Origin of the sequence: Thermus arciformis, from assembly GCF_900102145.1 — a bacterium.
In the GTDB taxonomy this organism is placed as follows: Bacteria; Deinococcota; Deinococci; order Deinococcales; family Thermaceae; genus Thermus; species Thermus arciformis.
The window spans coordinates 1-24533 of the sequence record NZ_FNBC01000025.1 but is presented as its reverse complement, the minus strand read 5'-3'; the positions used below and the strand labels follow the sequence as shown (position 1 = coordinate 24533).

The 24533-nt window shown below is 67.3% G+C and carries 24 protein-coding genes and 1 tRNA gene; 10 read left to right on the top strand and 15 right to left on the bottom strand.

What is annotated here, in order from left to right:
* Nucleotides 1-108: 108 nt before the first annotated feature.
* From BLP62_RS09130 to BLP62_RS09110, 5 genes are read right to left on the bottom strand one after another with little or no spacing between them, the layout of a single operon-like run.
* Nucleotides 109-1266, bottom strand: coding sequence for an aminotransferase class I/II-fold pyridoxal phosphate-dependent enzyme (locus BLP62_RS09130; protein WP_093007952.1), 1158 nt, complete (start codon nt 1264-1266; stop codon nt 109-111).
* Nucleotides 1259-1753, bottom strand: coding sequence for a MogA/MoaB family molybdenum cofactor biosynthesis protein (locus BLP62_RS09125; protein WP_093007950.1), 495 nt, complete (start codon nt 1751-1753; stop codon nt 1259-1261). Before BLP62_RS09125 ends, BLP62_RS09130 begins: the two co-directional genes overlap by 8 nt.
* A 27-nt stretch (nt 1754-1780) precedes the next feature.
* Nucleotides 1781-2602, bottom strand: a complete 822-nt coding sequence (locus BLP62_RS09120; protein ID WP_093007948.1) for a carbohydrate ABC transporter permease — start codon at nt 2600-2602, stop codon at nt 1781-1783.
* Nucleotides 2599-3489, bottom strand: coding sequence for a carbohydrate ABC transporter permease (locus tag BLP62_RS09115; RefSeq protein WP_093007946.1), 891 nt, complete (start codon nt 3487-3489; stop codon nt 2599-2601). The genes BLP62_RS09120 and BLP62_RS09115 overlap by 4 nt, the downstream gene beginning before the upstream one ends.
* Before the next feature lies 1 nt (nt 3490).
* Complete coding sequence (locus BLP62_RS09110; protein ID WP_244880380.1) at nt 3491-4630, bottom strand: sugar ABC transporter substrate-binding protein; 1140 nt, start codon at nt 4628-4630, stop codon at nt 3491-3493.
* Nucleotides 4631-4777: 147 nt separating this feature from the next.
* On the opposite strand from BLP62_RS09110, the gene BLP62_RS09105 reads away from it, so the two are divergent.
* Nucleotides 4778-5362 (top strand): GNAT family N-acetyltransferase, encoded by a 585-nt coding sequence (locus tag BLP62_RS09105; protein ID WP_093007942.1) that lies wholly within the window; start codon nt 4778-4780, stop codon nt 5360-5362.
* Nucleotides 5340-6530, top strand: coding sequence for an SLC13 family permease (locus BLP62_RS09100; RefSeq protein WP_093007940.1), 1191 nt, complete (start codon nt 5340-5342; stop codon nt 6528-6530). The genes BLP62_RS09105 and BLP62_RS09100 overlap by 23 nt, the downstream gene beginning before the upstream one ends.
* Here the strand turns inward: BLP62_RS09100 and BLP62_RS09095 are convergent.
* The 5 genes from BLP62_RS09095 to BLP62_RS09075 are packed head-to-tail and all read right to left on the bottom strand — an operon-like array spanning nt 6523 to nt 13074.
* Nucleotides 6523-7827, bottom strand: a complete 1305-nt coding sequence (locus BLP62_RS09095; protein WP_093007938.1) for an amidase — start codon at nt 7825-7827, stop codon at nt 6523-6525. The two genes, BLP62_RS09100 and BLP62_RS09095, sit on opposite strands and share 8 nt — an antisense overlap.
* Complete coding sequence (gene thiI / locus BLP62_RS09090; RefSeq protein ID WP_093007936.1) at nt 7814-9034, bottom strand: tRNA uracil 4-sulfurtransferase ThiI; 1221 nt, start codon at nt 9032-9034, stop codon at nt 7814-7816. Before thiI ends, BLP62_RS09095 begins: the two co-directional genes overlap by 14 nt.
* Nucleotides 9035-9044: 10 nt before the next feature.
* Nucleotides 9045-9473: an NUDIX hydrolase gene (locus tag BLP62_RS09085; RefSeq protein ID WP_093007934.1), complete on the bottom strand. Its 429-nt coding sequence runs from the start codon at nt 9471-9473 to the stop codon at nt 9045-9047.
* Between the two features lie 36 nt (nt 9474-9509).
* A complete protein-coding gene (locus BLP62_RS09080) occupies nt 9510-11522 on the bottom strand; it encodes a molybdopterin oxidoreductase family protein (protein WP_093007932.1) in 2013 nt (670 codons plus the stop codon).
* Between the two features lie 4 nt (nt 11523-11526).
* A complete protein-coding gene (locus tag BLP62_RS09075; protein WP_093007930.1) occupies nt 11527-13074 on the bottom strand; it encodes a polyhydroxybutyrate depolymerase in 1548 nt (515 codons plus the stop codon).
* A 24-nt stretch (nt 13075-13098) separates the two neighbouring features.
* Between BLP62_RS09075 and BLP62_RS09070 the strand changes: the two genes are divergently transcribed.
* From BLP62_RS09070 to BLP62_RS09060, 3 genes are all read left to right on the top strand, one after another.
* A complete protein-coding gene (locus BLP62_RS09070; RefSeq protein WP_093007928.1) occupies nt 13099-13731 on the top strand; it encodes a ribonuclease HII in 633 nt (210 codons plus the stop codon).
* A gap of 14 nt (nt 13732-13745) precedes the next feature.
* Nucleotides 13746-14216, top strand: a complete 471-nt coding sequence (locus BLP62_RS09065) for a DUF4384 domain-containing protein (RefSeq protein ID WP_093007926.1) — start codon at nt 13746-13748, stop codon at nt 14214-14216.
* A gap of 70 nt (nt 14217-14286) precedes the next feature.
* Complete coding sequence (locus BLP62_RS09060; protein ID WP_093007924.1) at nt 14287-15366, top strand: TRAP transporter substrate-binding protein; 1080 nt, start codon at nt 14287-14289, stop codon at nt 15364-15366.
* A gap of 54 nt (nt 15367-15420) precedes the next feature.
* Here the strand turns inward: BLP62_RS09060 and BLP62_RS09055 are convergent, their stop codons facing one another.
* The 4 genes from BLP62_RS09055 to BLP62_RS09040 form a co-directional block, all read right to left on the bottom strand.
* Nucleotides 15421-16896 carry a TRAP transporter large permease gene (locus BLP62_RS09055; protein ID WP_093007922.1) on the bottom strand — a complete coding sequence of 492 codons (1476 nt, stop codon included), beginning with the start codon at nt 16894-16896 and terminating at the stop codon, nt 15421-15423.
* Nucleotides 16896-17435: a TRAP transporter small permease subunit gene (locus BLP62_RS09050; RefSeq protein WP_093007920.1), complete on the bottom strand. Its 540-nt coding sequence runs from the start codon at nt 17433-17435 to the stop codon at nt 16896-16898. The genes BLP62_RS09055 and BLP62_RS09050 overlap by 1 nt, the downstream gene beginning before the upstream one ends.
* A gap of 64 nt (nt 17436-17499) precedes the next feature.
* Nucleotides 17500-19083, bottom strand: coding sequence for a phosphohexomutase domain-containing protein (locus tag BLP62_RS09045; protein WP_093007918.1), 1584 nt, complete (start codon nt 19081-19083; stop codon nt 17500-17502).
* A gap of 95 nt (nt 19084-19178) precedes the next feature.
* On the bottom strand, nt 19179-20984 hold the full coding sequence (locus tag BLP62_RS09040) for a peptidylprolyl isomerase (protein ID WP_093007916.1): 1806 nt from the start codon (nt 20982-20984) through the stop codon (nt 19179-19181).
* Nucleotides 20985-21028: 44 nt separating this feature from the next.
* Between BLP62_RS09040 and BLP62_RS09035 the strand changes: the two genes are divergently transcribed.
* From BLP62_RS09035 to BLP62_RS09020, 4 genes are all read left to right on the top strand, one after another.
* A tRNA-Arg gene (locus tag BLP62_RS09035) sits at nt 21029-21105 on the top strand.
* 82 nt (nt 21106-21187) lie between these two features.
* Nucleotides 21188-22321: an MFS transporter gene (locus tag BLP62_RS09030; protein WP_093007914.1), complete on the top strand. Its 1134-nt coding sequence runs from the start codon at nt 21188-21190 to the stop codon at nt 22319-22321.
* 96 nt (nt 22322-22417) lie between these two features.
* The gene (locus tag BLP62_RS09025) at nt 22418-23224 is read left to right on the top strand and encodes a universal stress protein (protein ID WP_093007912.1); all 807 of its coding nucleotides are present in this window, start codon (nt 22418-22420) and stop codon (nt 23222-23224) included.
* A 48-nt stretch (nt 23225-23272) separates the two neighbouring features.
* Nucleotides 23273-23704, top strand: coding sequence for a CBS domain-containing protein (locus tag BLP62_RS09020; protein ID WP_093007910.1), 432 nt, complete (start codon nt 23273-23275; stop codon nt 23702-23704).
* Here BLP62_RS09020 and BLP62_RS09015 read toward each other — a convergent pair.
* Complete coding sequence (locus tag BLP62_RS09015; protein WP_093007908.1) at nt 23701-24048, bottom strand: phage holin family protein; 348 nt, start codon at nt 24046-24048, stop codon at nt 23701-23703. The genes BLP62_RS09020 and BLP62_RS09015 overlap by 4 nt on opposite strands.
* Nucleotides 24049-24281: 233 nt before the next feature.
* On the opposite strand from BLP62_RS09015, the gene BLP62_RS09010 reads away from it, so the two are divergent.
* The coding region (locus BLP62_RS09010) for a helix-turn-helix domain-containing protein (RefSeq protein WP_143004351.1) at nt 24282-24533 on the top strand (252 nt) is incomplete at its 3' end.

Below are 24533 nucleotides of genomic sequence, written 5' to 3'. Positions count from 1 at the left end.
CTTAAGTGCCCGCACCTTGATTTCGCCACATGGGACGCCGGGGGTAGGGCTTTGCGAAGGCTCTTTTGGGGCCCCCGCTCTGGCGCAAGCCAGAGCGGGGTACTTAGCCTAGAGGCCCCCGCCCAAGCGAGGCGGGCCGTCCAGGGCTTCCCGGAGGATCGCCGCCGCCCGAAGGAGCTCCTCCAGGGGCCTCACCAGGGCGATGCGCACCCACCCCACGCCCCCCGGCCCAAACCCCCGGCCCGGGGCCAGGACCACCCCCCGCTCCACCAGGCCGAGGGCGAACTCCAGGTCGTCCACCCCCTCGGGAAGCCGCCCCCAGAGGTACATGGTGGCCCGGGGCGGAAGGAGGCTTAGGGCCCCCTTTAGGGCCTCGGCCATCCCCAAGGCCCTTTCCCGGTAGACCCGGGCGTGGCCCTGGGTCACCTCCTTGGGGGTCTTCAGGGCCTCCACCCCCATGCGGAGGATGCCGGCGTACTGGTTGAAGTCTATGACCCCCTTCACCCGCTCCAGGCGGGCGAGGGCCTCCTCGCTCCCCAGGGCGAAGCCCAGACGGAAGCCCGCCAGGTTGTAGCTCTTGGAGAGGGAGAAGAGCTCCACCACCCGCTCCTTGGCCCCGGGGAGGGCCAGGGGGGAGGGGGCCTCCCCCTCGTAGACCTGGTCCACGTAGGGGTTGTCGTGGATGAGCCAGAGGCCGTGCTTTCGCACAAGGCCCAGGGCCTCCTCAAAGTAGCCCCAGTCGGCCACGGCCCCCGTGGGGTTGTTGGGGTAGTTGAGGAGGAGGACCTTGGCCTCCCGCCACACGCCTTCCGGCACCGCCTGGAGGTCGGCGAGGCCGTCCTCCCTTAGGGGGATGAGGAAGGTCCTCAAGGAGGCCACCCGGGCCGCCCCGAAGTAGCTGGGGTAGGCCACCTCGGGGAGGAGGAGGAGGTCTTCGGGCTCCGTGAGGGCGAGGAGGAGGTGAGCGAGCCCCTCTTGGCTTCCGATGAGGGCCAGGGCCTCCCGCCTGGGGTCCAGGCCCACCCCGTAGCGGCCCTGGTACCAGCGGGCCGCCTCCTCCAGGAAGGGGAGGGTGCAGCTCTTCAGGCAGTAGCCGTAGGTGGCGGGGTCGTTCAAGGCCTCGGCCAGGGCCTTCAGGGGGGCCTCGGGGGGCGGGAGGTCGGTGGAGCCGATGGAGAGGTCAAGGAGCCTCACGCCCCGCTCCCGGGCCTTCCGCTTGGCCTCGTCCACCACCAGAAAGACCGAGGGCTCCGGGACCCTACTCATGGTGCCCCTCCTTCCAGGGCTTGCCCGTCACCAGGGAGAGGGCGTGGGGCAAGACGGGGAGCACGGCCTCCAAGGACTCCCTCGCCCCCTTGGGGCTTCCCGGGAGGTTCAGGATCAGGGTCCTTCCCCGGACCCCCGCCACCCCGCGGGAGAGGGCGGCCATGGGGGTCTTCCTGAGCCCCACAAGGCGCATGAGCTCGGCGAGGCCCGGCACCTCCCGGTCCAGAAGCTCCCGCGTGGCCTCGGGGGTCCGGTCCCGGGGGGCAAGCCCCGTCCCCCCGTTGGTGAGGACGAGGTCCAGGCCCTCCCGGTCCGCCCAGAGCCTGAGGACCTTCTTGATCATGGGGGGCTCGTCGGGCACGAGCTCGTAGGCCGCCACCTCAAAGGGCCCTCCCTTCAGGGCCTCCCGGATGGCCAAGTGGGTGGTGTCCTCCCGTTCGCCCCGGTAGCCTTTGTCGGAGACGGTGAGGATGCCCACGCGGAACATTGCCCTTAGCCTATCACGCTCCCCGGATCAGCCCTTGAGCCCCGTCAGTACCACGCCCTCGATGATCTGCCGCTGGAAGAAGAAGAAGACCACCAAGACCGGTAGGATGGCCAGGCTTGATGCGGCCATGATCAGGTTCCAGGCCGTGCCCGCCTCCCCCGAGAAGAGGGCGATCCCCACCGGCAGGGTGCGCATCTGTGGGGTCTGCACCACGATGAGAGGCCAGAGGAAGGCGTTCCAGTTACCTAGGAAGGTGAAGATACCCAGGGCGGCCAGAGCCGGACGCACCAAGGGAAGGCCCACCCGCCAAAAGACCCCAAACTCGGAAAGCCCGTCAATTCGGGCGGCATCGAAGAGATCCTGGGGCAGGGTCTCAAAAAACTGCCGCATGAGGAAGATGCCAAAGGCGCTCATGAGGCCCGGGAAAAGGAGGCCAAAGTAAGTGTTGATCCATCCTTTTTCCGCGCTCATTACATACCATGGGATGACCAGCATCTCCGTGGGCACCATGAGGGTGGAGAGGATCAGTACGAAAAAGACGTTCCTCCCGGGGAAGCGGAGCCGAGCTAGGGTATAGCCCGCGAGGCTGTCAAAGAAGAGCACGGAGGCCGTGGTTACTGTGGCCACCAAAAGGCTATTCAGGAACCAGCGGGGAAACCCCGTTCCCCAGAGGACCTGCCGGTAGTTTTCCAGAGTGGGCTCTTGGGGCAGAAAGCGAAGGGTAAAGAGCTCAGGAAAGGGCTTAAGGGAGGTGAGGATCATCCAGAGAAAGGGGAGAACCATGACCCCGCTTCCCAGGCCCAGAAGGAGGAGAGCCAAAAGGTCCCCAAGACGCCTTTGCGCCCTCATAGCTCCACCTTCCGCGTAAAGACCCGGAGCTGCACAAGGGTAATCAAAAAGATAAGGGCAAAGAGCACCACAGTGACCGCCGCCGCATACCCTAACTGGAAGCGGAGAAAGGCCAGCTGGTAGATGTAAAGGGCCAGGGTCAAGGTGCTGTTCAAGGGCCCCCCTTGGTCGGTGAAGTTAAGGTTCACCACCTGGGTGAAAAGCTGCAGGTAGCCGATGGTGGCGATCACCACGGAAAAAACCAGGACCGGGTTTAGGAGGGGCCAGGTGATGTGCCGGAAAAGCCTCCAGCCCTCCCCCCCGTCAATCCGGGCCGCCTCGTAGTACTGGCGGGGGATGCTTTCCAACCCTGCCAAGAACAAGACCACTTGGAAGCCCAGGTTCTGCCAGACCACCACCCACGTCACGGTAGGTAAGGCCTGGGTGGGGCTTTGCAGGAAGGGCTGGGGTGGGAGGCCAACGAGGGTGAGGATTTCGTTCACCAGGCCGAAGTGGGGGGAAAGCATCCAGCTCCACACCCAGGCCACGGCCACCGCGGGGGTCACATAGGGGGCGAAGTAGACCGCCCGGAAGAAATCCCGGGCCACCTTCACCCGTTGCAAAAGAAGGGCGATGGCCAAACCTAGGAAAAGCTGGGACGGAACCCCGAGCAAGGTGTACAAAAAGGTGTTGGTCAAGGCCCTACGAAAGAGGGGATCCTCGAGGAGGCGCTCGTAGTGCTCCAGCCCCACGAATTTCCTGGCTCCTGGGTCAGCGTGCCATTCGTAAAGGGAAAGCCCTAGGGCCTGGAAGGTGGGGAAAATGCGGAAGTAGAGGAAGAAAGCCAGGGGGATGGCTAAGAAGACGTACGCCCAAAGAGCTTCCCGCTGGCCGAGGCTAAGCCGCACCCTACCTCCAGAAGCGGTCCAGGATCTTCTGCTCCTCCTCCGCGGCCATGCGCAGGGACTGGGCCGGGTCCATCCCCTGGAGAATGACCCGGTTGATGGCGTCCACCATCACTTTGCGTTGGGCGGTTTCGTCCACAAAGGGGGTGGCCTTGGCGTAGCCCAGGCTCAAAATAAAAGGTCCATAGATGGGGTCCAAGGAAAGCTTGGGGTCCCGGATGAGCGCCTTGCTAGCCGGAAGCTCACCCACTTTTTCCAGCCAGTAACGCTGGGTTTCCTCGGAAGTAAGGAAGGCCAAGAACTTGAGGGCAGCCTCCCTTTTGGGTCCGGTAGCCAAGGGGGTGAGGCCATGCATCCAGAAGGAACCAAAGTTGGCCTTCCGGCCTCCTGCCCGCTCCACGGGAAGTTCAGCGACCCCCCAGGAAAAGCGGGCCCCTTGTTGGATGGTGCCGATGGCGAAGGAGCCGTCTATGATCATCCCGATCCTTCCCGCCATGAAGCCATCCCGGTAGCCGTTATTGCCGGGGAAGAAGTTCGGCACCCCGATCTCGTGCTTGCGCACCCAGTCGGTGTAAAAGGTGAAGGCTTTGAGGCCTGGCTCGCTGAGGTAAAGGACTTTGCGGCCGTCCTCGGAATAGGGACGACCGCCAAACTGGCGCACCAAGATCTCCCGCACCAAATGATGGTCCTGCCCATCGGGGGCGATGCCGTAACCGATTTGGGTGAAGCGCCCCCCTTGCTTCACCGTGAGCTTCTTAGCCGCCGCCAGGAACTCGTCCCAGCTCCTGGGAGGACCGGAAAGGCCCGCCTGACGGAAGAGGTCCTTGTTGTAGAAGAGGGCCAGGCTCCGCACAGCCGTGGGAACACCGTAGACCTTCTCCCCGATCTTGACGGCCTGAACCATGGACACAAACTCCCGGTCTACCCGCGCGCTCCACTCTTCGGGTAAGGGCACGAGGTAACCCGCCTTGACCCAGGTAGGGGCCCAGCCGTAGTAGAGGTTCACCACGTCCGGCCCCTGCCCGGCGGGGATGGCTGCGGCCACCTTCTGTTGGTAAGCGTCGTAAGGGAAGGTTTGCTGTACCACCCTGATCCCTGGATTTTGGGCCTCAAAGCGGCGGATGAGCTCATCTACCGCCTCCACCTTGCTTTTAAACTCGTACTGCCAGTAGGTGATGGTGACAGTCTGGGCAAAGGAAAGACCCAAAAGCGACGAAAGGACCAAGAGAAAGCGCTTTTGCAACATCCTTGCCTCCTTTCAAGGGGAATTTTACCACAGCATAATGGGTTCATGTGGCGCTTTCCTCAGGTCTTGGAAGGACGGTACGTGCGCCTTAGGCCCCTAAGCCTCGCCCACCTTCCCGCCTTTCTCCGTCACTACGACCCCGAGGTCTACCGCTTTTTGAGCCGGGCCCCGCAGGAGGCCACGCCCGAGGCCTTGAGGGCCCATCTGGAGGGGCTTCTCGCCGAACCCGGCCGGGTGAACTGGGCCGTCTATCGGGAGGACGCCCTCGCGGGGCGCATCTCCGTCATCGCCCCCGAGCCCGAGCACGCCAAGCTGGAGCTCGGCACCATGCTCTTCAAGCCCTTCTGGGGAAGCCCCGTCAACAAGGAGGCCAAGTACCTCCTCCTCCGCCACGCCTTTGAGGTCCTCGGGGCGGAGAGGGTCCAGTTCAAGGTGGACCTGAGGAACGAAAGGAGCCAAAGGGCCCTGGAGGCCCTGGGAGCGGTGCGGGAAGGGGTCTTGCGGAAAAACCGCAGGCTTCCCGACGGCGCCTTCCGGGACGACGTGGTCTATAGCGTCCTCAAGGAGGAGTGGCCGGGGGTGAAGGCGAGGCTAGAGGCCAGGCTCTATGGCGCTTCGGGAAACCCTTAGCCTCCTCGTCCTCCTCCTCGCCTACCTGGGCCTCGCCCTGGGGGGGCTTCCCGGCTACCGCATGAACCGGGCGGGGGTGGCCCTGGTGGGGGCAAGCCTCCTCGTGCTCCTCGGCGCCTTGGACCTCGAGGAGGCCTGGCGGGCCCTGGACCCCGCCACCCTGGTCTTCCTCTTCGGGGTCATGGTCCTGAACGCCCACCTGGGCTACGCGGGCTTCTTCGGCTGGGTGGCGGAGGGGCTTTGGAAAAGGGCCAGGACCCCCTTCGCCCTCCTCGTCCTCCTCAGCCTGGGCTCAGGCCTCCTTTCCGCCCTCTTCCTCAACGACACCATGGCCCTCCTCCTCACCCCCCTCGTCCTCCGCCTCGCCCGGGGCCTGGGCCTGAACCCCGTGCCCTACCTCCTCGCCCTCATGGCGGGGGTGAACACGGGAAGCCTCATGACCCCCACGGGAAACCCCCAGAACATCCTGGTGGCGAGCCTCTCGGGGATGACCTACCTGGACTTCCTCCGGGCCCTCTTCCCCGTGGCCTTCCTGGGCCTCGCCCTGCAGGTGGGCCTCCTCGCCCTCCTCTACCCCGAGACCCGCTCCCTAAGGCCCCTCCCGCCCCCTCCCCCTTTGCGCTACCGGCTCCACCCCGGGCTTCTCCGCAAAGGGCTTCTCGTGGCCTCGGGGCTCCTCCTCGCCTTCCTCCTCGGCTACCCCATGGCCCAGGGGGCCTTGGTGGCGGCGGGGCTTCTCCTCTTCACCCGGAGGCTCCGCTCGGAGCGGTACTTCACCCGGGTGGACTGGGAGCTTTTGGTGATGTTCGGCGGGCTCTTCGTCCTCACGGAAGGGGTGCGCCGCCTGGGGGTGGCGGAGGCCCTTTTGCCCCTCGCCTCTAGCCCCCTCGGCCTCCTCCTCGCCGCCACCCTCCTCTCCCTCCTCATCTCCAACGTGCCCGCGGTCCTCCTCCTCGCCCCTTTGGCCAAGACCCCGGAGGAGTGGCTCCTCCTCGCCGGGGGGAGCACCCTGGCGGGAAACCTCACCCTCCTCGCCAGCGTGGCGAACCTCATCGTGGCGGAAGGGGCCAAGCGGGAGGGCGTGCAGGTGGGCCTCCTGGAGCACCTCCGCCTGGGCCTGCCCCTTACCCTCCTCTCCTTGGCCGCCCTCTACCTCTGGCTCACTTGAGGCGGGCCTCGAGCCACCCCCCGAGGGCCAGGACCCTCCCGTCCTCCCCGTAAGGCCCCACCACCTGGAGCCCCACGGGCATCCCCTCCACCTTGGCGAAGGGGAGGGCGAGGGTGGGGACCCCGAGGAGGCTGAAGGGGAGGGTGAGGGTGATGAAGGCCTCCCGGTGGCCCTTCCTGCCGGACTCCAGCTCCACCTCCTCCGTGCCCAAGGGGGGCGCGGGGAGGGGCTGGACGGGGAGGAGGAGGGCGTCCACCCCCCTTAAGGCCTTGGCGAGCTCCAGGCGCAGGGCCTCCCGCTCGGCCACGGCGTCCCGGTAGTCCTTCTCCGTGAGGGCGAGGCCCGCGAGGAGGGCTTCCCGCACCTGGGGGGAGAAGCCTTCGGGGTGCTCCTTCAGGGCCTTCTCGTGGATCCGGGCCGCCTCGTAGCGCACGAGGCGGGTGTAGACCTCATAGACCCCCCTTAAGGGCAAGGAGACCTCCCGGACCTCGGCCCTTAGGGCGGGGAGGTCTTCCAAGAGCCGGGTGAAGGCCTTCCGCACCTCCACCCCAAGCCTCCCCTCTAGGAAGTCCAAAGGGACCCCGAAAACGGGGTTCTGGACGCCCTCCAAGGGGATGCTCTCCCCGGCCAGGATCTCCGTGAGGAAGTGGGCGTCTCGGACGCTCTTGGTGAGGGGCCCGGCGTGGTCCGTGGAGCGGGAGAGGGGAAGGGCCCCTTCCAGGCTCACCCGGCCGTAGGAGGGCTTGAAGCCCACCACCCCGTTGAAGCCCGCGGGGATGCGGATGGACCCCCCGGTGTCCGAGCCCAAGGAGGCGAGCCCGATCCCTAAGGCCACGGCCACGGCGCTCCCGCCGCTAGACCCCCCGGCCTGCCGGGTGGGGTCCACGGCGTTTCGCACCGGGCCCGTCCAGGGGTTCTCCCCGGTGATGCCCAGGGCGATCTCGTGCATGTTGGTCTTGGCGAAGAGGAGGGCCCCGGCCTCCCTCAGGCGGCGCACCGCCCTCGCCTCCTCGGGAAGGGGGGGGAGGGGGGCCTTCGTCCCCGCCCGGGTGGGCATCCCCTTCACGGGGAAGAGGTCCTTTACGGTGAGGGGAAGGCCGTGGAGAGGCCCCCGCACCTGGCCTCGCTTGAGTTCCTCCGTGAGGGCCAGGGCCTCCTTACGGGCGGCCTCCTCGTCCAGATAGGCGAGGGCGTTCCGGTCCCGGAAGGCCTGCGCCCGCTCCAGGGCCTCCTCCAGAAGGGCGAGGGGGGTGGTGGCCCCCGTTTCCAGAAGGCGCTTCGCCTCAAGCAGGTCCATGCTCCATTATAAAAGCGTCCTCCGGCGCCTTGGGTAGGGACTTTCCGGGCCAGGTGTAGGTGAGGACCTCCCGCTCCTTTAGGGCCAAGGCCAAAAGCGCCTCCGTGGGGAGGCGGGCCTCCGTTTGCAGGACCACCTCCAGCCTCGCCCGGGTCACGGGGTGCTTGGGGGCGAAGAGGGTGCAGCACTCCTCGTCGGGGAGGATGGAGGTTTCGTAGGTGCCGATCCTCCTGGCCTCGGCCATGATCTCCTCCTTGTCCCACCCGATGAGGGGCCTTAGGACGGGGAGGGTGGCCGCCTGGTTCACGGCGTGGAGGTTCTCCAGGGTCTGGGAGGCCACCTGGCCCAGGCTGTCCCCGGTGCAGAGGGCAAGGGCCCCCTCTTCCTTGGCGATGGCCTCGGCGATCCTGAGCATGTAGCGGCGGTAGAGGACCACCCGGTAGGCCGTGGGGGCCTCCACGATGATGTGGCGCTGCACCTCGCTGAAGGGGACCAGGTGGAGCCTCAGGCGGTGCTGGAAGCGCGCCAAGCGCTCGGCGAGGGCCTTGGCCTTTTCCCGGCTCGCCCCCGAGAGGAGGGGGAAGGGGTGGAAGTGGACGAGGACCACCTCCGCCCCCCGGCGCATGAGGCGGTAGGCGGCCACGGGGGAGTCTATGCCCCCGGAGAGGAGGGCCACCACCTTGCCGGAGACCCCAGGGGGAAGCCCCCCGGGGCCCGGGTGGCGCTCCACCTCCAGAAGGGCCGCCCCGGGGAGGATGCGCACCACGAACTCCCGCTCCGCCCCCTTGAGCCGCACCTGGGCCCCGGTCCTCTCCTTCACGAAGGCCCCGAGGGCCCGCTCTATCTCCGGGGAGGTGAGGGGGAAGGCCTTGTCGGAGCGCTTGGCGGTGATGCGGAAGCTCCGGAAGCTCTCGCCCTCCAGGGCCTTCTCCAAGGCGGCCTTCAGGGCCTCGAGGTCGGGCGGGGTCCGATGGACCCGGGCGAAGCCTTCCACCCCCAGGGTGTCCTGGAGGCGGGCCTTGGCCTCGGGCCAGGCCGCCTCGGGGAGGCGGAAGAGGAGGGCCATGGGCCACTCCCCCTGAAGGGCCACCCCCAGGCCCTTTAGGGCCCGCCCCACGTGGGCCTTGGCCCGCTTGAGGAAGAAGGGGCGGTTTTTCCCCTTAAGGGCGAGCTCGTGGAAAAGCCGTACGAGAAGCAGGGTTTCCATGGTGTCCCTTCTAGGGGCAAAGCCCCTTGACCGCGAGGTAAAGCCGGCTGCAAAGGGAGCCTTGCCTTGCGGCCGCCGTAAGCTCCTCAGGGCCACCGAAGCGGAAGGCCGCGTAGTAGGTCTTACCCGGCTTGGGCTCGGGGAGGCGGGGCCTTCCCAGAAGCCTTCCCTCGTAGACCCAAAGCTCCAGGGTGTAGCCCGGCCGCTCCTCCACGCCGAAGGCCAGGGGCCGGGCCTCGGCCACCTCGGCGCCGAGCTTCTCCCGGGCGACCCTTAAGGCGGCCTCCTCCAGGGCCTCCTCCCCCTGGAGGCTCACCGCGGGAAGCCCCCAGGCCCCGGCGAACTCGGGGTCGTCCTGGGGGCGGAGGACCAAAAGAAGCCCCTCCTCGCCCCAGGCGGCCAGGGCCACGGAGCGCTTGCGGGGCCTAGCGCCGCGCACCCCCTAAGGGTAGCAGGATTGTAGCCCAGGCGCAAATCAGGCGAGGCGCAGGGGCTCCACCTCCACCGGGGTGGAGTGGAAGGTGCTTCCCCCGCCCAGGTCGGTGAGCCTTTCCGAGGTGAGGTGGTTCACCCCCTTGCCGTCCGGGGCCCACTTCTCCCACCAGGTGCCCTCGAGGACCACCGTCCCCGGGATGGGGGCCTCGGTGACGTGGGCCTTCCTCGTGACCCTTCCCCAAGGGGAACGGATGTGGACGAGCATCCCGTCCCGAATCCCTCGCGCCTCGGCGTCCTCGGGGTGGATGAGAAGCCTAGGCTCCCCGCCTTCCGCCTCCACCAGGGCCTTCACGTCCCCGTAGGTGGTGTTTAAGAAGCGGTGGGCCGGGGGGGTGAGGAGGATCAGGGGGTATTCGGGAAGGGGCTCGGTGGGGATCACCTCGGGCGGGGGGCTGAAGCGCACCTTGCCTTCGGCAAAGGGGAGGAAGGGCCTAGGGAGGTTGAGCTTCACGAAGCCCTCCCCCTTGAGCCTTTCCAGGGTGATCCCCTCTAGGTAAGGGTGGTCCGAGGCGAGGAGGCGTTCCGCCACCTCCTCGGCCGTCCAGTAGAGGGTGGGCTCCTTCAGGCCGAGCCGCTTCGCCAGCTCCCGGAAGACCCAGGTGTTGGGCCGGGCCTCCCCTTCGGGCGGGCTTAAGGGCTCGTTCCAGGAGAGGTAGTAGTGCCCGTAGCTCGTGTAGAGGTCGGGGTGCTCGTAGAAGAAGGTGGCGGGGAGGAGGTAGTCGGCGAAGCGGGCGGTCTCCGTCATCACCTGCTCCAGGACCACAGTGAGGAGGTCCTCCCGCTCTAGCCCCGCCTTTACCTTCCCGGTGTTTGGGGCCACCACCAGGGGGTTCGTGTTGAAGACGAAGAGGACCCGGATGGGAGGGTCTAGCTCGGTGAGGGCGGTGCCGAGCTGGTTCATGTTGATGGCCCGCGCCTTGGGGTTGGGCCGGAAGTAGCCCTCGTGGGGGTGGTCCCCCTCGAGGAGGTGCCGCCCCCCGAGGAAGCGCCGGTTCAGGGGGAAGGCCCCGCTCGTGGAGAGCATGGCCCCGCACCCCGGGTAGCGCCAGGCCCCGAGGAGGGCGGGGAGGAGGATCACGGCCCTTAGGGCGTTTCCCCCTCCCGGGTGGCGGGTCATGCCGTAGCCCACCCGCAGGAAAACCCGCTTCGCCTCCCCTATCTCCCGGGCGAGGCGGAGGATGGCCTCTTCGGGCACGCCGGTGAGGGCGCTCGCCCGCTTTGGGGTCCACCTTTCCGCTTCTTTATGGAACTCCTCCAGGCCCACCGCCGCCCTTTCCAAGTAATCCCAGTCCAAAAGGCCCTCACGGAAGAGGACGTGGGCCAGGGCGTAGGCGAGGGCGGCGTCCGTGCCGGGGCGGAGCCGGATGTGCTCGTGGGCGAAGCGGGAGGTGAGGTTTTCGTAGGGGTCTATGTGGACCACCTTGGCCCCCCGCCTTTTCGCCTCCTTGAGGAAGGGGGTGAGGTGGCTGTTGGTGGAGAGGCTGTTGATGCCCCAAAGGAGGATATAGCGGGCGTTTCCGGGGATGTCCTCGGGGTCGGGGCCGAGGCGGGGGCCGTAGGTCATCTCCCAGGCGGTGCTCCCCGCCGTGGCGCAGATGGTCTCCAGAAGCTCGCTCGCCCCGATGGCCCGGAAGAAGGCCAGGGGGTGCTGGTTCTCCACAAGGCCTATGGTCCCGGCGTAGTGGTAGGGGAGGACGGCCTCGCCCCCCTCCCGGTCCAGGACCTCCATGAGGCGCTTGGCGATCTCGTCCAGGGCCTCCTCCCAGGAGACCCGCACGAACCTCCCCTCCCCCTTCCTCCCCACCCGGCGCAGAGGGTAGAGGAGCCTTTCCCTTACCCTCTCCGGGTAGCGGTAGGTCTTGGCGCAGGCAAAGCCTTGGGTGATGGGGTGGCGGGGGTCCCCCTCCACCCGGAGGAGGCGTCCTCCCTCCAGGGTGAGGAGGAGGCTGCAGGCGTCGGGGCAGTCCAGGGGGCAGGTGGCGCGGGCCTTCATACCCTTAGAGTAGCCCAAGGGCCTCGAGGGCGCGGCACCGTTCCTCGTAAGGGTCCGGAAGGAGCCCCAGGGGGACGTCCAGCCGCAGGAGGTGGCCCTCCCGGTAGAGGGGCCAGCGGGGCCACCCCTTGGGCTCCCTGTCCTTAGCGAAACCCGTCCAGTAGCGGCGCATCTTCCGCCCCAGGTACTCCGCCTTCGCCTTGGCCTCCTCGCCCAGGAAGAGGGGGAGGAAGGGCATGGCCTCCAGGTTCCCGAAGAGGGGGGCGAGCTCCAGGCCGTGGAAGGCCCCAAGCCCCTCCCATCCCGGCACCCGGAAGGTGAAGAGGTAGGCGTAGGTGGGGGCGTGGGGGGCTTGGAGCCTCGCTACCTGGAGGGAAGGGCAGAGGAGGGTGAGGTCGGTCTGCACCTCCCCCCAGGCCCTTTTGGGGTCGGGGGCCTCCTTCCGGTAGTGGGCGAGGAGGGCCTGGGCCTTCTCCCGGGAAAGCCCCGAGGCGAGGAGCCGCCTCTCCGCCTCCTCCCAGTCCCCGGGCCCGAGGAGGGCTTGGAGGGCGGGGAAGGCCACCTCCTCGGCGTTCGCCCCGGCGATGAGGGGGATACCCGCCGCCTTCCCCTCCCTTAGGGCCTCCCTGGGGTCCTGGGGGAGGAGGAAGGAGGAGAGGTGGGGCTTGAAGGGGCCCGCCCGGAAGAGGGAGGGGTTTGCGAGGAAGCGGCCCATGGCCTCGAGGCCGGGCTCCTCGGGCAAGAGCCTCTCCAGGGGGAGGGCGCGGAGGCAGGCGAGGTCCTTGGGGTCGCACCCCCTTGCTTTGGCCCAGGCCTCCCCCTGGGCGTAGTCCTCCTCCAAAGCCCGGACGTACCCGCACCCTCCCGACTGGACGATGGCCTTCTGGAAGAGGCCGCGGGCCTCCGGGGTGGCGAGGAGGGTGCAGACCAGCATCCCCCCGGCGGACTCCCCGAAGAGGGTGACGTTCTTGGGGTCGCCCCCGAAGTAGCGGATATAGTCCCTCACGAAGCGGAGGGCCTCGAGGACGTCCAAAAGCCCGTAGTTCCCCACCGCCTTGGGGTCTTCCTCCGCCAGGGCGGGAAGGGCGAGGAAGCCCAAGGGCCCCAGGCGGTAGTTGGGGGCCACCACGACGACCCCCTCTTCCGCTAGCCGGTGCCCCCGGTAGATGGGCTCGGCGGCCGCCCCCGAGGTGAAGCCCCCGCCGTGGAGGTAGACCATGACGGGGAAGCCCTCCGGGGGCGGGACCTGGGCGGGGAGGTAGATGTTCAGGACCAGGCAGTCCTCCCTTTCCGGGGGGAGGCTCCCCCCGAGGCGGGCCGTGATCCCCGGGGCCTGGGGGCAGGCCACCGCTTCCTGGCCCACGCCGTGGGGCCAGGCCTTTGGGGGCCTTGGGGCCTGGAACCGCTCCGCCTCGGCGTAGGGGAGGCCGTAGAAGGCGATGGCCCCGCCCTCGAGGCGGCCCTGGGCCCGGCCCAAGGGGGTTTCCACCCAAAAGGCCTGGGCGAGGGCCCCTCCCAGGAGGGCGAGGAAGGGAAGGGCGCGCCGGAGCATGCCCTAAGCGTATAAGATGGCCCCATGGCCGAAGGGCCCTTGGAAGCCCCCTTCTGGCGAAAGGGCCTCTTCGTGGCGGGCCTAGACGAGGCGGGCCGGGGGGCCTGGGCGGGGCCCATCGTGGTGGGGGCGGTGGTCCTGCCCCCGGGGGAGTACCCCTTCAGGGACTCCAAGCTCCTCTCCCCCAAAGCGAGGGAGCGCCTGGCGGAAAGGGTCAAGGAGGTGGCCCTGGCCTACGCCCTGGGGGTGGTGGAGGCGGCGGAGGTGGACCGGCTTGGGGTCTTGAAGGCCACCCTCCTCGCGGCGGAAAGGGCTTTGCAGGGCCTTCCCCTCGCCCCAAAGGCCCTGGTCACGGACTACCTCCCCCTTCCCACCCCCCTTCCCCTCCTCGCCCCCCCCAAGGCGGACGAGAACAGCCCCACGGTGGCCGCGGCCAGCATCCTGGCCAAGGTCCACCGGGACCGGATCATGGCCGAGCTGGACCGCCTCTACCCGGGCTACGGTTTCGCCCGGCACAAGGGCTACGGCACCCCGGAGCACCAGGCGGCCCTCCTCGCCTTAGGACCTAGCCCCGTCCACCGGAAGCGCTATGGCCCCGTGGCCCAGGCGGCCTTAAGGTTTCCCCAAGATCGGGAGGGGGAAGAACAGGTACCCTGAGGAAGGAGGTCGGTATGCGCTTCCTCTTGGTGCTCCTTGCGGGGCTTCTTTCCGCCTGCACCGTGACCCTGGAGGGCCTCACCCTCACCTACCGCCTGGACCTCACCCCGGCCATCCTCCGCTTTGAGCCCGACCGGGGGACGGGGGCCACGTACTTCGTGGGGGAGGAGGTGCGCTTCTTCCTCACCCTGGAGAGCCCTGGCTGGGTGAGCCTGGTGGTTCAGGACCCGGACGGCCACACCTACGAGCTGGACCGGTTCTACCTTCCCCGGGGCACCCACGTCTTGCCGCCCGGGGCCTACCGCTACGTCCTCACCCCTCCCCGGGGCCTCCACCGGGTGCGGGCGGTGTACACCGATACGGAACCGGGGGCCTTGCGGCTTGAGGGGGTCTACACAGACTGGGACGCCCGGCTCCGGGTGTATCTGGAGGCCTCGAGGGCCAGGCGTTACCAGGTGGCGGAAACCCACTTCTACGTGCGCTGAGGCGTGCAAGGACTTGCACCCTCCACCCGGGCCCGGGGTATAATCCCGTCGGACCGCGAAGGAGGTCAAAATGAAGCGGCGTGAGTTTCTGAAGAAGGCGGGTATCGGCGTGGCGGCGAGCGCGGCCTTCGGCCCGGTCTTCGCCCAGGGAAGCCCCACGGTGCGCTGGCGGCTGGCCTCTAGCTTCCCCAAGAGCCTGGACACCATCTTTGGGGCGGCGGACGTGCTGGCAGAGCGGGTGCGGGAGCTTACCGGGGGAAGGTTCCAGATCCGCACTTATCAGGCGGGGGAGATCGTCCCCGGCCTCCAGGTGATGGACGCCGTGCAGCAGGGCACGGTGGAGGTGGGCCACACGGCGAGCTACTACTTCGTGGGCAAGGCTCAGGTCCTGGCCTTTGACACCAGCGTGCCCTTCGGCCTCACCGCCCGGCAGCAGAACACCTGGATGTACCACGGGGGCGGAATTGAGCTTTTCCGCCCCATCTTCGCGGACTTCGGCATCATCCAGTTCCCGGGGGGCAACACCGGGGCCCAGATGGGCGGCTGGTTCCGCAAGGAGATCAAGGGGCTTTCCGACCTCAAGGGCCTCAAGATGCGCATCCCCGGGCCCGGCGGCCAGGTGATGAGCCGCCTGGGCGTGGTGCCCCAGGTGCTGGCGGGCGGGGACATCTACCCGGCCCTGGAGCGGGGTACCATTGACGCCACCGAATGGGTGGGCCCCTACGACGACGAGAAGCTCGGCTTCTACAAGGTGGCCAAGTACTACTACTACCCCGGTTTCTGGGAGCCCGGCCCCCAGCTCTCCTTCTACGTGAACCTCAAGGAGTGGCAGAAACTCCCCAAGGAGTACCAGCAGGCCTTTGAGGTGGCCGCCGCCGAGGCCAACCTCACCATGCTGGCCAAGTACGACAAGGTCAACCCCGAGGCCCTCCAACGCCTCCTCAAAAACGGGGTGAAGCTCCGGAAGTGGCCCGCGGAGATCATGAAGGCGGCCCAGAAGGCGGCCTTTGACTGGTACGAGGAGGAGGCGGCCAAGGACGCCACCTACAGAAAGGTCTACACCGCCTGGAAGAAGTTCCGGGAGGCGCAGTACCGCTGGTTCGCCGTGGCCGAGCTGGGCTACGAGCAGTTCGCCTTCCCGGCGGTATAGGGGCAAGCGGGCTCCCCCCGGCCCCAAGGGCCGGGGGGCCTTCCTTTACCGCTTTTAGCCGAGAAAGGCGTAGACGATACCGGGAAAGAGGAGGAGGATGAGGACCATGAGGAGCTGGATAAGGATGAAGGGCACGGCCCCCCAGTAGATGTCCACCGTGCTCACGCTCTTGGGGGCCACGCTCCTCAGGTAGAAGAGGGCAAAGCCGAAGGGAGGATGCATGAAGGAGGTCTGCAGGTTGACCCCAAGGAGCACGCCGAAGTAGATGAGGTTGATGTCCATGGCCTTGACCGCGGGGGCCAAGAGGGGAAGGATGATGAAGGCGATTTCAAAGTAATCCAGGAAAAAGGCCAAGAAGAAGACGAAGAGGTTCACGAGGAGAAGGAACCCTAGCTCCCCTCCCGGGAGGTTCTTGAGGAGCTCGGCCACCCAGAGGTCTCCGTCTATGCCGTAGAAGACCAGGCTGAAGATCCGCGAGCCCACCAGGATGAAGACCACAAAGCTGGTAAGCTTGGCGGTTTCCCGGAGGGCTTGCGTGAGGAGCTCCCGGTTCAGGCGGCGGCGGCTCAGAGCCATGAGGAGGGCCCCCACCGCCCCCATGGCCCCGCCTTCCGTGGGAGTGGCGATCCCCAGGAAGATGGTGCCCAGGACCAAAAAGATCAGCACCAAAGGCGGAATCATGACCCGGAAAACCCGGGCGAAAAGGGGGTTTCTCCAAAGGAGGTAGAGGGTGATGGCCACCCCTAGGCCGAGGAGGAGGAGGTCTAGCCATGGGCTTGAGGGAAGGTTGAGGAGGGAAAGCCCCCAGGGGATAAGGGCCAGGACCAGGTAGCTCAAGAGCCCCAAGAGGGCCCCCCGCTCGTACCCAGCGAAGGGACGCGCCTCGGGCGGCAGGGCCGGAGCAGCCTTGGGGTTTAAGAGGGTGGTGAGGAGGACGTAGAGCACGTAAAGCCCCGTCAGCATGAAGCCGGGAACGAAGGCCGCCTTGTACATGTCCCCCACGGAAACCCCCAGCTGGTCGGCCATGACGATGAGGACCAGGCTTGGGGGGATGATCTGGGCCAGGGTGCCGCTTGCGGCGATGACCCCCGTGGCGAGCCTGGGAGAGTAGCCGTAGCGAAGCATGATGGGCAAGGAGATGAGCCCCATGGCGATCACGCTCGCCGCCACGATCCCGGTGGTGGCGGCGAGAAGGGCCCCCACGAAGATGACGGCATAGGCCAACCCCCCCCGCAGGGAGCCAAAGAGCTGGCCGATGGTGTCCAGAAGGTCCTCGGCCATGCCGCTCCGCTCCAGGATGAGCCCCATGAGGGTGAAGAAGGGGATGGCCAGGAGGAGCTGGTTCTGCATGGTGTCAAAGATGCGCAAGGGGATGTTTTGCAAGAGCCCTAGGTTGAGGTAACCGTAGTGCATCCCCAAGAAGGCGAAACCAAGCCCCACCGCCCCTAGAGAGAAGGCCACGGGGTACCCGAGGAGGAGCACCACCACCAGGCTCAAGAACATCAGAGGGGCCATGAGTTCAAAGGACATTAGACCACCTCCTCCGAAGCCTCGGCGGAAAGCTCGAGGTGCCCGGTCAAGGCCGCGATCCGCTTGATGATCTCCGAAAACCCCTGAAGGCCGAGGAGGACTAAGCCGATGGGAAGGGCAAGCTTAATGGGCCAGCGGGGAAGGCCTCCCGCATCGGGCGACATCTCCCGGATCCTTAAGGACTCCATCACGATGGGCCAGGAGAGCCACAGCACGAGCCCCACCATGGGGAGCAGGAAGAAAAGGGTGCCGAGGAGGTCTATCCAAAGCTGGGCCCTCTTGGGAAGTCGGCTGTAGAGGACGTCCACCCGCACGTGGCCGTTGTGTTTCAGGGTCCAGCCCGCCCCCCAGAGGAAGATGAGGCCAAAGAGGTACCACTGGGCCTCGAGGTAGGCGTTAGAGCTGTAGCGAAAGGCGTAGCGCACCCCTGCGTTCACGGCGGAAAGCAGGGTTACCAAGAGGACCAGCCAAGCCACCAGCTGCCCCACCCGCTCGTTAAGGGCATCTATGGCACGGGATATGAGGAGGAGAGCGCGCATTTTTATCCCCCTTAAAAACCGCCCCCATCCTACCCGGGGGGGGAAGGGCTGTCAACGCGGGGGCCTAGGCCAAAACCCGCGCCACCAAGGACAAGGCCGCCTCCAGCACTGCCTTTAGGTGGTCCTCCCCCTTGAAGCTTTCCGCGTAGACCTTGGCCACGTCCTCCGTGCCGCTGGGCCGGGCGGCGAACCAGGCGTTTTCCGTCACCACCTTGAGGCCCCCCAGGGGCTCCCCGTTGCCGGGAGCGTGGGTGAGCACGGCCAGGATAGGCTCCCCGGCCAGCTCCTTTTCCCGCACGTCCGAAGGGGAAAGCCGGGCCAGCCGCGCCTTGGCCTCCGGGGCCAGGGGCAGGTCCTTGCGGGCGTAGTAGGGACGGCCCAAAGCCCCGGCCAGCTCCTCGTAGAGCTCGTCCGGGGCCTTTCCCCGCTTGGCCGTCATCTCCGCGGCGAGAAGCCCGAGGAGGATCCCGTCCTTGTCCGTGGAAAAGGGCCGGCCGTCAAACCGGAGAAAGCTCGCCCCGGCGCTTTCCTCCCCCCCGAAGCCGAGCCACCCCCCAAGAAGCCCCTCCACGAAGTACTTGAAGCCCACGGGGGTCTCGTACACCTCCCGCCCGAGCGCCTTGGCCACCCGGTCCAAAAGGGCGCTGGTGACCGCGGTTTTGCCCACCCTGGCCCCCGGCCAGGCCCGGGTGGTGAAGAGGTGGTGGACGGCGGCCGCCAGGTAGTGGTTGGGGTTCATGAGGCCCCTGGGGGTGACGATGCCGTGGCGGTCGGCGTCGGGGTCGTTGCCGACGGCGAGGTCAAAGCGGTCCTTGAGGGCTAAGAGGCCCGCCATGGCGTAGGGGCTGGAGCAGTCCATGCGGACCTTGCCGTCGTGGTCAGGGGGCATGAAGCGGAAGGTGGGGTCCAGGGTGGGGTTCACGACCTCCAGCGGGAGGCCGTGGCGCTCCGCCAGGCGCTCCCACACCCTGAGGCTCGCCCCGCCCAAGGGGTCCACCCCGATCCTGAGGCCCGAGGCGCGGATGGCCTCCAGGTCCACCGCCTCCCCCACCCTCTCCACGTAAAGCCCGGCGTAGTCAAAGGGCTTCGCCCGGGAAAGGGCCTCCTTCAGGGGAAGGCGCTTTACCCCCTTGAGGCCTTCCCGGAGGAGGGCGTTGGCCCTTTCCTCAATGGCCTTGGTGACGCGGGTGTCCGCCGGGCCCCCCGTGGGGGGGTTGTACTTGAAGCCTCCGTCCTCCGGGGGGTTGTGGCTTGGGGTGAGGAGGACGCCGTCCGCCTTGGCCCCGTGGTGGGCGTTGTGCTCCAAGATGGCCAAGGAGACCAAGGGGGTGGGGGTGTGGTCCCCTTCCGCCTCGGTGCGCACCTCAATCCCGTTGGCGGCGAAGACGCTCAGGGCCGTGGCCCAGGCGGGCTCGGAAAGGGCGTGGGTGTCCTTGGCCAGGAAAAGGGGGCCCGTGGCCCCAAAGGAGCCCCTCAGGTCGGCGATGGCCTGGGCGATGGCCAGGACGTGGGCCTCGGTGAAGGTGGCCTTGAGGCTCGAGCCCCGGTGGCCGCTGGTGCCGAAGGCCACCCGTTCCAAGGGGTTTTCCGGGTCCGGCTTGGCCTCGTAGTAGAGGAGGAGGAGGCGGAGGAGGTCCCGGGGTTCCATGCCCTCATCTTAAGCACCCCACCGCGGCCAGAGCCGCGGTGGGGGCCCCAAAGCGGTGCGGGCGCTCGGCCTCCCCGGGTCTTGGTGCAGCAAGCCTAGGGCTTCTTGGGCGCTTCCTGGGGAGCCTCCTTGGGGGCCTCCTCCGTCTTGGGGGTAAGCTCCGCCAGCACCTGGCTCAGACGGTTTTCTATCTTGGCCTCCTTGCGCAGGGCCTGGAGGAGGGTCTGAGCCTTCTCCTGGCGCTTCTTGGCCACCACCCCCGCAAGGGCCTCCTCCTTGACCGCCTCGTAGGGCTTCAGGACCTCGGGCTTGCGGTCCTTGATGAGGAGCACCACGAAGGTGCCGTCCTCCAACTTCACCACCTCGCTCACCTCTCCCAAGGGCCCCTTGGGGAAGGTGTCCTTCACCTTGAAGACCAGGCGGTCCAAGACGGCGGGAAGCTGGTTGGGGTTGACGGCGCCGTAGTCGGTGACCGTTCCCCCGTGGGCCTTGGCCAGGGCCTCGAGGTCCTGAGCCTTCAAGGCCGCCTCGCGGAAGGCCTTGGCCTTGGCCTCCTCCTTGAAGCTCACCCCCACCACCCGGGCGCTTGCGGGAACGGTGAAGAGGGCGGGGTTCTCGGCGTAGTACTTCTTGGCCTCGGCCTCGGTGGCGGTGACGTCTCGGGTCTCGTAGAGGAGGTAGGCCTGGGCTATGGCGTCCTTCGTGCCCACGAAGGGCTTGCCGCTTCTTTTGACCGCCTTCACGAGGAGCTCGCGGTCTATGAGGCTTTCCAGGGTCTGGGGAAGGAAGAACTGCACGGCGAGCTCCCCTAGGCCTTGCTGGATGAGGGCCTGGGTCTGCTGGTTGGAGAAGACGGGCTGGAGCACCTGGGAAAGGAGGATCTCCGTCTCGTCTACCTTCGCCACCACGGGGTTTTTGTAGCCGTAAGGGCTGTCCTCGGCGAAGCGCACCTGGGCCTTCTTGCGGAGCTCCTCCAGGTAGGCCTCCAGGGCCCCATCCCCCTTGGCCGCCTGGGCGTCCTTCTCCACCTGGTCCTTCACCTCCTCAAAGGTGGGCACCTTGGGAGGGAGGTAGGCCTCCACCTTCACCAGGTAGTACCGCCCCGAGGCCTCCACGGGCCCCACCAGCCCAGGCCCCTTCAGGGCGAAGACCTCCTCCGCCACCTTCTCGGGGAAGACCACCTTGGTCACCGGCTTGGGCTCCGTCTCCCCGGGGCCCGCCCCCAGGGCCCCTCCCTGCTCGGCCCCCACCTTGGAGTACTGCTTGGCCAAGGCGGCGAAGTCCTCCCCCGCCTTGAGCTTGGAAAGGACCTCCTCGGCCAGCTTCTTGTCGTCCACCACGATCTGGCGAGCCTGAACCCGGGGCTCGGTCTTGTAGGCCTCCTGGTGGACCTCAAAGTAAAAGCGCACCTCCTCGGGGGTGAGCTTGGCCGCAGAGCGGATTTGGTCCAGGCGCTTTTGGATCTGGAGCTGGGCCTTGATCTCCGCCCGGAGCTGGGCGTCGGTGTAGCCGATCTGGTTGAGAAACTGCTCGTAGGCCTTCTTGTCCTTGAGGCCGAACTGCTCCCGGATCCGGTCCAGCTCCTTGCGCACCTCGGCGCTCCCCACCCGCACCCGGGAGGCGTCTTGCTTCAGGGCCTCGGTGAGGATTACCTGCTCCAGGAAGTGGGTGTCCACTAGGGTCTTGAGGAGGCCCTGGGGGTTGGCGGCGTAGAGGGGGTCGTTGCCCTGGAGCCTGAGGAGGTCCAGCTCGTAGACCGGCTTGCCGTTCACCCAAAGGACGGGCTTGCCGCGGGCCTCCTGCCCCGCCTGGGGGGTGAAGAGGAGGATGGCCCCCACGGCGAAGGCCAGGGCCAGTAAGCCGAAAAGGATGGTGATGAGCCTCTTGTTGATGCCGAACACTTGACCGCCTCCTTCTTCCCGTGCTATAGTACTCCCGCTTGAGTGCGCCCGTAGCTCAGCTGGACAGAGCGTCGGCCTCCGGAGCCGAAGGTCAGAGGTTCGAGTCCTCTCGGGCGCGCCATCTTCATTTTTGCGCTCCGGAAAGCCCCAAGCACGTGGGGATTCTAACACACCCTTCCCGAGAAGGGGGGTAGCATGGAGGGGTGCTGCCCCTCCTCCTGGCCTGGCTTCACACCGTCAACGACCTCTTCGGCAACTTCCTCACCCCCCTCCTTCCCAAGCTCATGGACCACTTCGGCGTGGGCCTGGGGACGGCCGGGCTTTTGGTCTCGGTCTACTCCCTCACAGGAAGCCTCCTGCAGCCCTTCGCCGGCCTCATCGCCGACCGCATGGACCGCAGGCTCCTTTCGGCCTTAGGGCCGGTCCTGGTGGCCCTGGGGATGGGGTCTTTGGGCCTTTGGCCCCGCTTTGAGCTCCTCCTTTTGGTCCTGGGTTTGGCGGGCCTGGGCTCGGCCCTCTTCCACGCCTCGGGGGCGAGCCTGGTGGGGGAGTTCGCCCCAAAGGAGCGCAAGGGGTTTTGGCTTTCCTTCTTCGGCTCCGCGGGCTACCTGGGGCTCTCCTTGGGCCCTTTGGTGGCCCTCTTCACCGTGGGGGCCTTGGGGCTTAAGGGGCTCTTCTGGCTTACCCCCTTGGCCCTCCTTCCCGCTTTGGCCCTCCTCCGCCTGCCCCCGGTGCGCCGCCGAGGGAAGCCCGCCGGGGTGAGGGACTTCCTGAGGGTCTTCCGGGGGGACGTGGCCCGGCTTTGGGGGATGGCCACCCTGAGGAGCCTGGTCTTCATGAGCTTTTCCACCACCCTGCCCTACTGGTTCGGGCAGAAGGGGCTTTCGGACGCCTACACCGCCTTCAGCCTTTCCGTCTACAGCTTCTCCGCCACCTTGGGCACCTTCCTCGGGGGCACCCTCTCGGACCGCCTGGGGCGGAAGGCGGTGCTGGTGGGCACCCTCACCTTCGGGCTTCCCCTTTACTTGGGGCTTCTCCTCTTCCCCCCGGAAAACCCCCTCTACCTCCTCCTCCTGGCCGCCACCGGGGCCCTGATGAACGCCGGGATCCCCGTGGCCGTGGCCCTGGCGCAGGAGCTTGAGCCGAACCAGACCGCCACGGTGTCCGGCCTCCTCATGGGCTTCACCTGGGGGTTCGCCGGGCTCTTTTACGCCCCCATCGGCCATCTCATAGAGGCCTTCGGGGTGCTCCCCGTGCTTTTGGCCCTGGGAAGCCTCATCCTGCCCGCCTGGGCCTTGGCCCGGAGGGTGGGGGAAAGGGCGCCTGGGAGGGCGTAACGCTACCCCCTGTGGGCTTGCGCCCAAGCAGAGGCCCCAACGCGCGGGCGCTTGGCCGGGCGAAGAAGGCGGGGAGAAAGGGCGTAAGATGGGGGCATGCGGATCCTCCTCGCCACGGACGGCTCGCCCCAGGCCAGGGGAGCGGAGGCGCTGGCGGAGTGGCTGGCCTACAAGCTCTCGGCCAAGCTCATCCTGCTTTATGTGCGGGATGTCCGCCTCCTGCGGGGCCTCGAGCCCTTGGACCTGGGAGCCCTCACCATCCCCCTTCCCGTCTACCGCCAGGAGCTGGAAAGGGTCCTTACCCTCAAGGGCGAGGCCATACTGGAACGCCTTCTGAAAAGCGCCCAGGAGGCGGGCCTTACGGCGGAGGCCATCCTGGAAACCGGCCTACCCCACGAAGCGATCCTGCGCCACGCCCGGGGGGCGGACCTTTTGGTGCTGGGCCGAAGCGGGGAGGCCCACGGGGGAGGCTTCCAGGGCCTGGGAAGCACCGTGGACCGGGTGGTCCGGGCCTCCCCTACCCCCGTGGTGGTGGCCCCCATGGAACCCGTGGAGCTGGAAGGGGCCCTTCTGGGGTACAACGCCTCGGAAAGCGCGGTGCGGGCCATGCACACCCTGACCGCCCTGGCGAGGCCCCTGGGGCTTAGGGTGCGGGTGGTGAGCGTCCACGAGGACCCCACGCAGGCGGGCTCCTGGGCCTTGGAGGCCGAGGCCTACCTGAAGGACCAGGGCCTTCAGGTGGAGGCCCTGGCCCTCTCCGGCGACCCCGCCGAGCACCTTTTGGCCCTGCAGGAGCCCACGGACCTCCTGGCCCTGGGGGCCCCGGTGCGGCGGCTCGTGTTGGGAAGCACGGCGGAGTACGTGGTGCGCCACGCGGTGGGGCCGGTGCTCACCGTCCGATAAGGCGGGGCGCCTTTGGTATAATGAACCCCTAAAGGGAAAGGGGGTCATATGACCGTTCGCCAGGTCCTGTTCCGCAAGGGCAGGGAGGTCTACGCCATCCCGCCCGAGGCCACGGTGCTGGAGGCCCTCAAAGAGCTTGCCCAGCACGACATCGGAGCCCTCTTGGTGATGGAGGGCGACCAGCTTCTCGGGATCTTTTCCGAGCGGGACTACGCCAGGAAGCTGGTCCTCCTGGGCCGCTTCTCCAAGGACACCCGGGTGGAGGAGGTCATGACCCGGCAGGTGGTCACCGTGGCCCCGGAAACGGAGCTCTCCGAGGCCATGCGCCTGATGACGGAGCACCGGGTGCGGCACCTGCCCGTGGTGGAAGGGGGCAAGGTGGTGGGGGTGATCTCCATCGGGGACGCGGTGAAGGCCATCATCGCCGAGCAGGAGGTGCTCATAGAGGAGCTTTCCCGCTACGTGACGGAAAACCGCTAATCCCGGAAGAGCCAGTTGAGGAAGAGGCTCACCAAGGAGAGGAGGAAGGCCCCCAGGAGGGCCTCGAGGAAGCCCCGGACCTCCAGGGCCGTGGCCTGGGCCACCAGGTAGAGGAGGGCCCCGTTCACCACCCAGGTGAAAAGCCCGAAGGTGAGGAGGTTTAGGGGCAGGGTGAGGAAGAGGAAGAGGGGCCTGAGAAGGGCGTTGGCCAGGCCCCAGATGGCCCCAGCCACCAGGTAGTCCACGACCCCCGCCCCGGGGGCAAAGGCCACCCCGGGGTAAAGGAGGCTCACGAGCCACAGGGCCAGGGTGTTCAAGATGAGCCGGGAAAGGAGGCCGCGCATGGCCTAAGCCTACACCTCATGCCCTCTCTCCCTGTTTCCTTCACCCGGCTAGCCCGAGGAAGCCCCTCGCGGACCCTTTGCCGGGGCCCCCGTGCGGGCGCAAGCCCGCATGGGGTGGTATCGGGGGCCACGGGAAGCCTTTCCGGACGCATAGCCTGAACCCGGACAGACACATGTGAGACTGGACGAGTAAAAATGTGGGGACCACTCCAGAAGAGAGGGGGTCCCCACGGATGCAGCTTACCACGGTTGGCAAAGAGGTTTTGCGGGGAGCGCGGAAGGCCCGGGAACTCCAAGAGGCCGGGGCCGGCGATCCCACGGTTCAGGACCGCTTACGGAAGCTCAAACAGGTGGAGGCGCTCAGGAAATACCGGATGGGCTGGCCCGAGATCCAGGAGCTTTTGGGGATCAGCCGGGCCACCTATTACCGCTGGCGGAAACGCCTCAAGGAAGAGGGCCTTGCCGGTCTTAAGCCTCGGTCAAGA

Coding starts and splice junctions, on each gene's coding strand:
- BLP62_RS09120 (WP_093007948.1), bottom strand. CDS start 2,602: ATGAGGGCGCAAAGGCGTCTTGGGGACCTTTTGGCTCTCCTCCTTCTG.
- BLP62_RS09025 (WP_093007912.1), top strand. CDS start 22,418: ATGCGGATCCTCCTCGCCACGGACGGCTCGCCCCAGGCCAGGGGAGCG.
- BLP62_RS09075 (WP_093007930.1), bottom strand. CDS start 13,074: ATGCTCCGGCGCGCCCTTCCCTTCCTCGCCCTCCTGGGAGGGGCCCTC.
- BLP62_RS09065 (WP_093007926.1), top strand. CDS start 13,746: ATGCGCTTCCTCTTGGTGCTCCTTGCGGGGCTTCTTTCCGCCTGCACC.
- BLP62_RS09055 (WP_093007922.1), bottom strand. CDS start 16,896: ATGTCCTTTGAACTCATGGCCCCTCTGATGTTCTTGAGCCTGGTGGTG.
- BLP62_RS09060 (WP_093007924.1), top strand. CDS start 14,287: ATGAAGCGGCGTGAGTTTCTGAAGAAGGCGGGTATCGGCGTGGCGGCG.
- BLP62_RS09020 (WP_093007910.1), top strand. CDS start 23,273: ATGACCGTTCGCCAGGTCCTGTTCCGCAAGGGCAGGGAGGTCTACGCC.
- BLP62_RS09125 (WP_093007950.1), bottom strand. CDS start 1,753: ATGTTCCGCGTGGGCATCCTCACCGTCTCCGACAAAGGCTACCGGGGC.
- thiI (WP_093007936.1), bottom strand. CDS start 9,034: ATGGAAACCCTGCTTCTCGTACGGCTTTTCCACGAGCTCGCCCTTAAG.
- BLP62_RS09015 (WP_093007908.1), bottom strand. CDS start 24,048: ATGCGCGGCCTCCTTTCCCGGCTCATCTTGAACACCCTGGCCCTGTGG.
- BLP62_RS09050 (WP_093007920.1), bottom strand. CDS start 17,435: ATGCGCGCTCTCCTCCTCATATCCCGTGCCATAGATGCCCTTAACGAG.
- BLP62_RS09105 (WP_093007942.1), top strand. CDS start 4,778: ATGTGGCGCTTTCCTCAGGTCTTGGAAGGACGGTACGTGCGCCTTAGG.
- BLP62_RS09100 (WP_093007940.1), top strand. CDS start 5,340: ATGGCGCTTCGGGAAACCCTTAGCCTCCTCGTCCTCCTCCTCGCCTAC.
- BLP62_RS09095 (WP_093007938.1), bottom strand. CDS start 7,827: ATGGACCTGCTTGAGGCGAAGCGCCTTCTGGAAACGGGGGCCACCACC.
- BLP62_RS09130 (WP_093007952.1), bottom strand. CDS start 1,266: ATGAGTAGGGTCCCGGAGCCCTCGGTCTTTCTGGTGGTGGACGAGGCC.
- BLP62_RS09045 (WP_093007918.1), bottom strand. CDS start 19,083: ATGGAACCCCGGGACCTCCTCCGCCTCCTCCTCCTCTACTACGAGGCC.
- BLP62_RS09070 (WP_093007928.1), top strand. CDS start 13,099: ATGGCCGAAGGGCCCTTGGAAGCCCCCTTCTGGCGAAAGGGCCTCTTC.
- BLP62_RS09080 (WP_093007932.1), bottom strand. CDS start 11,522: ATGAAGGCCCGCGCCACCTGCCCCCTGGACTGCCCCGACGCCTGCAGC.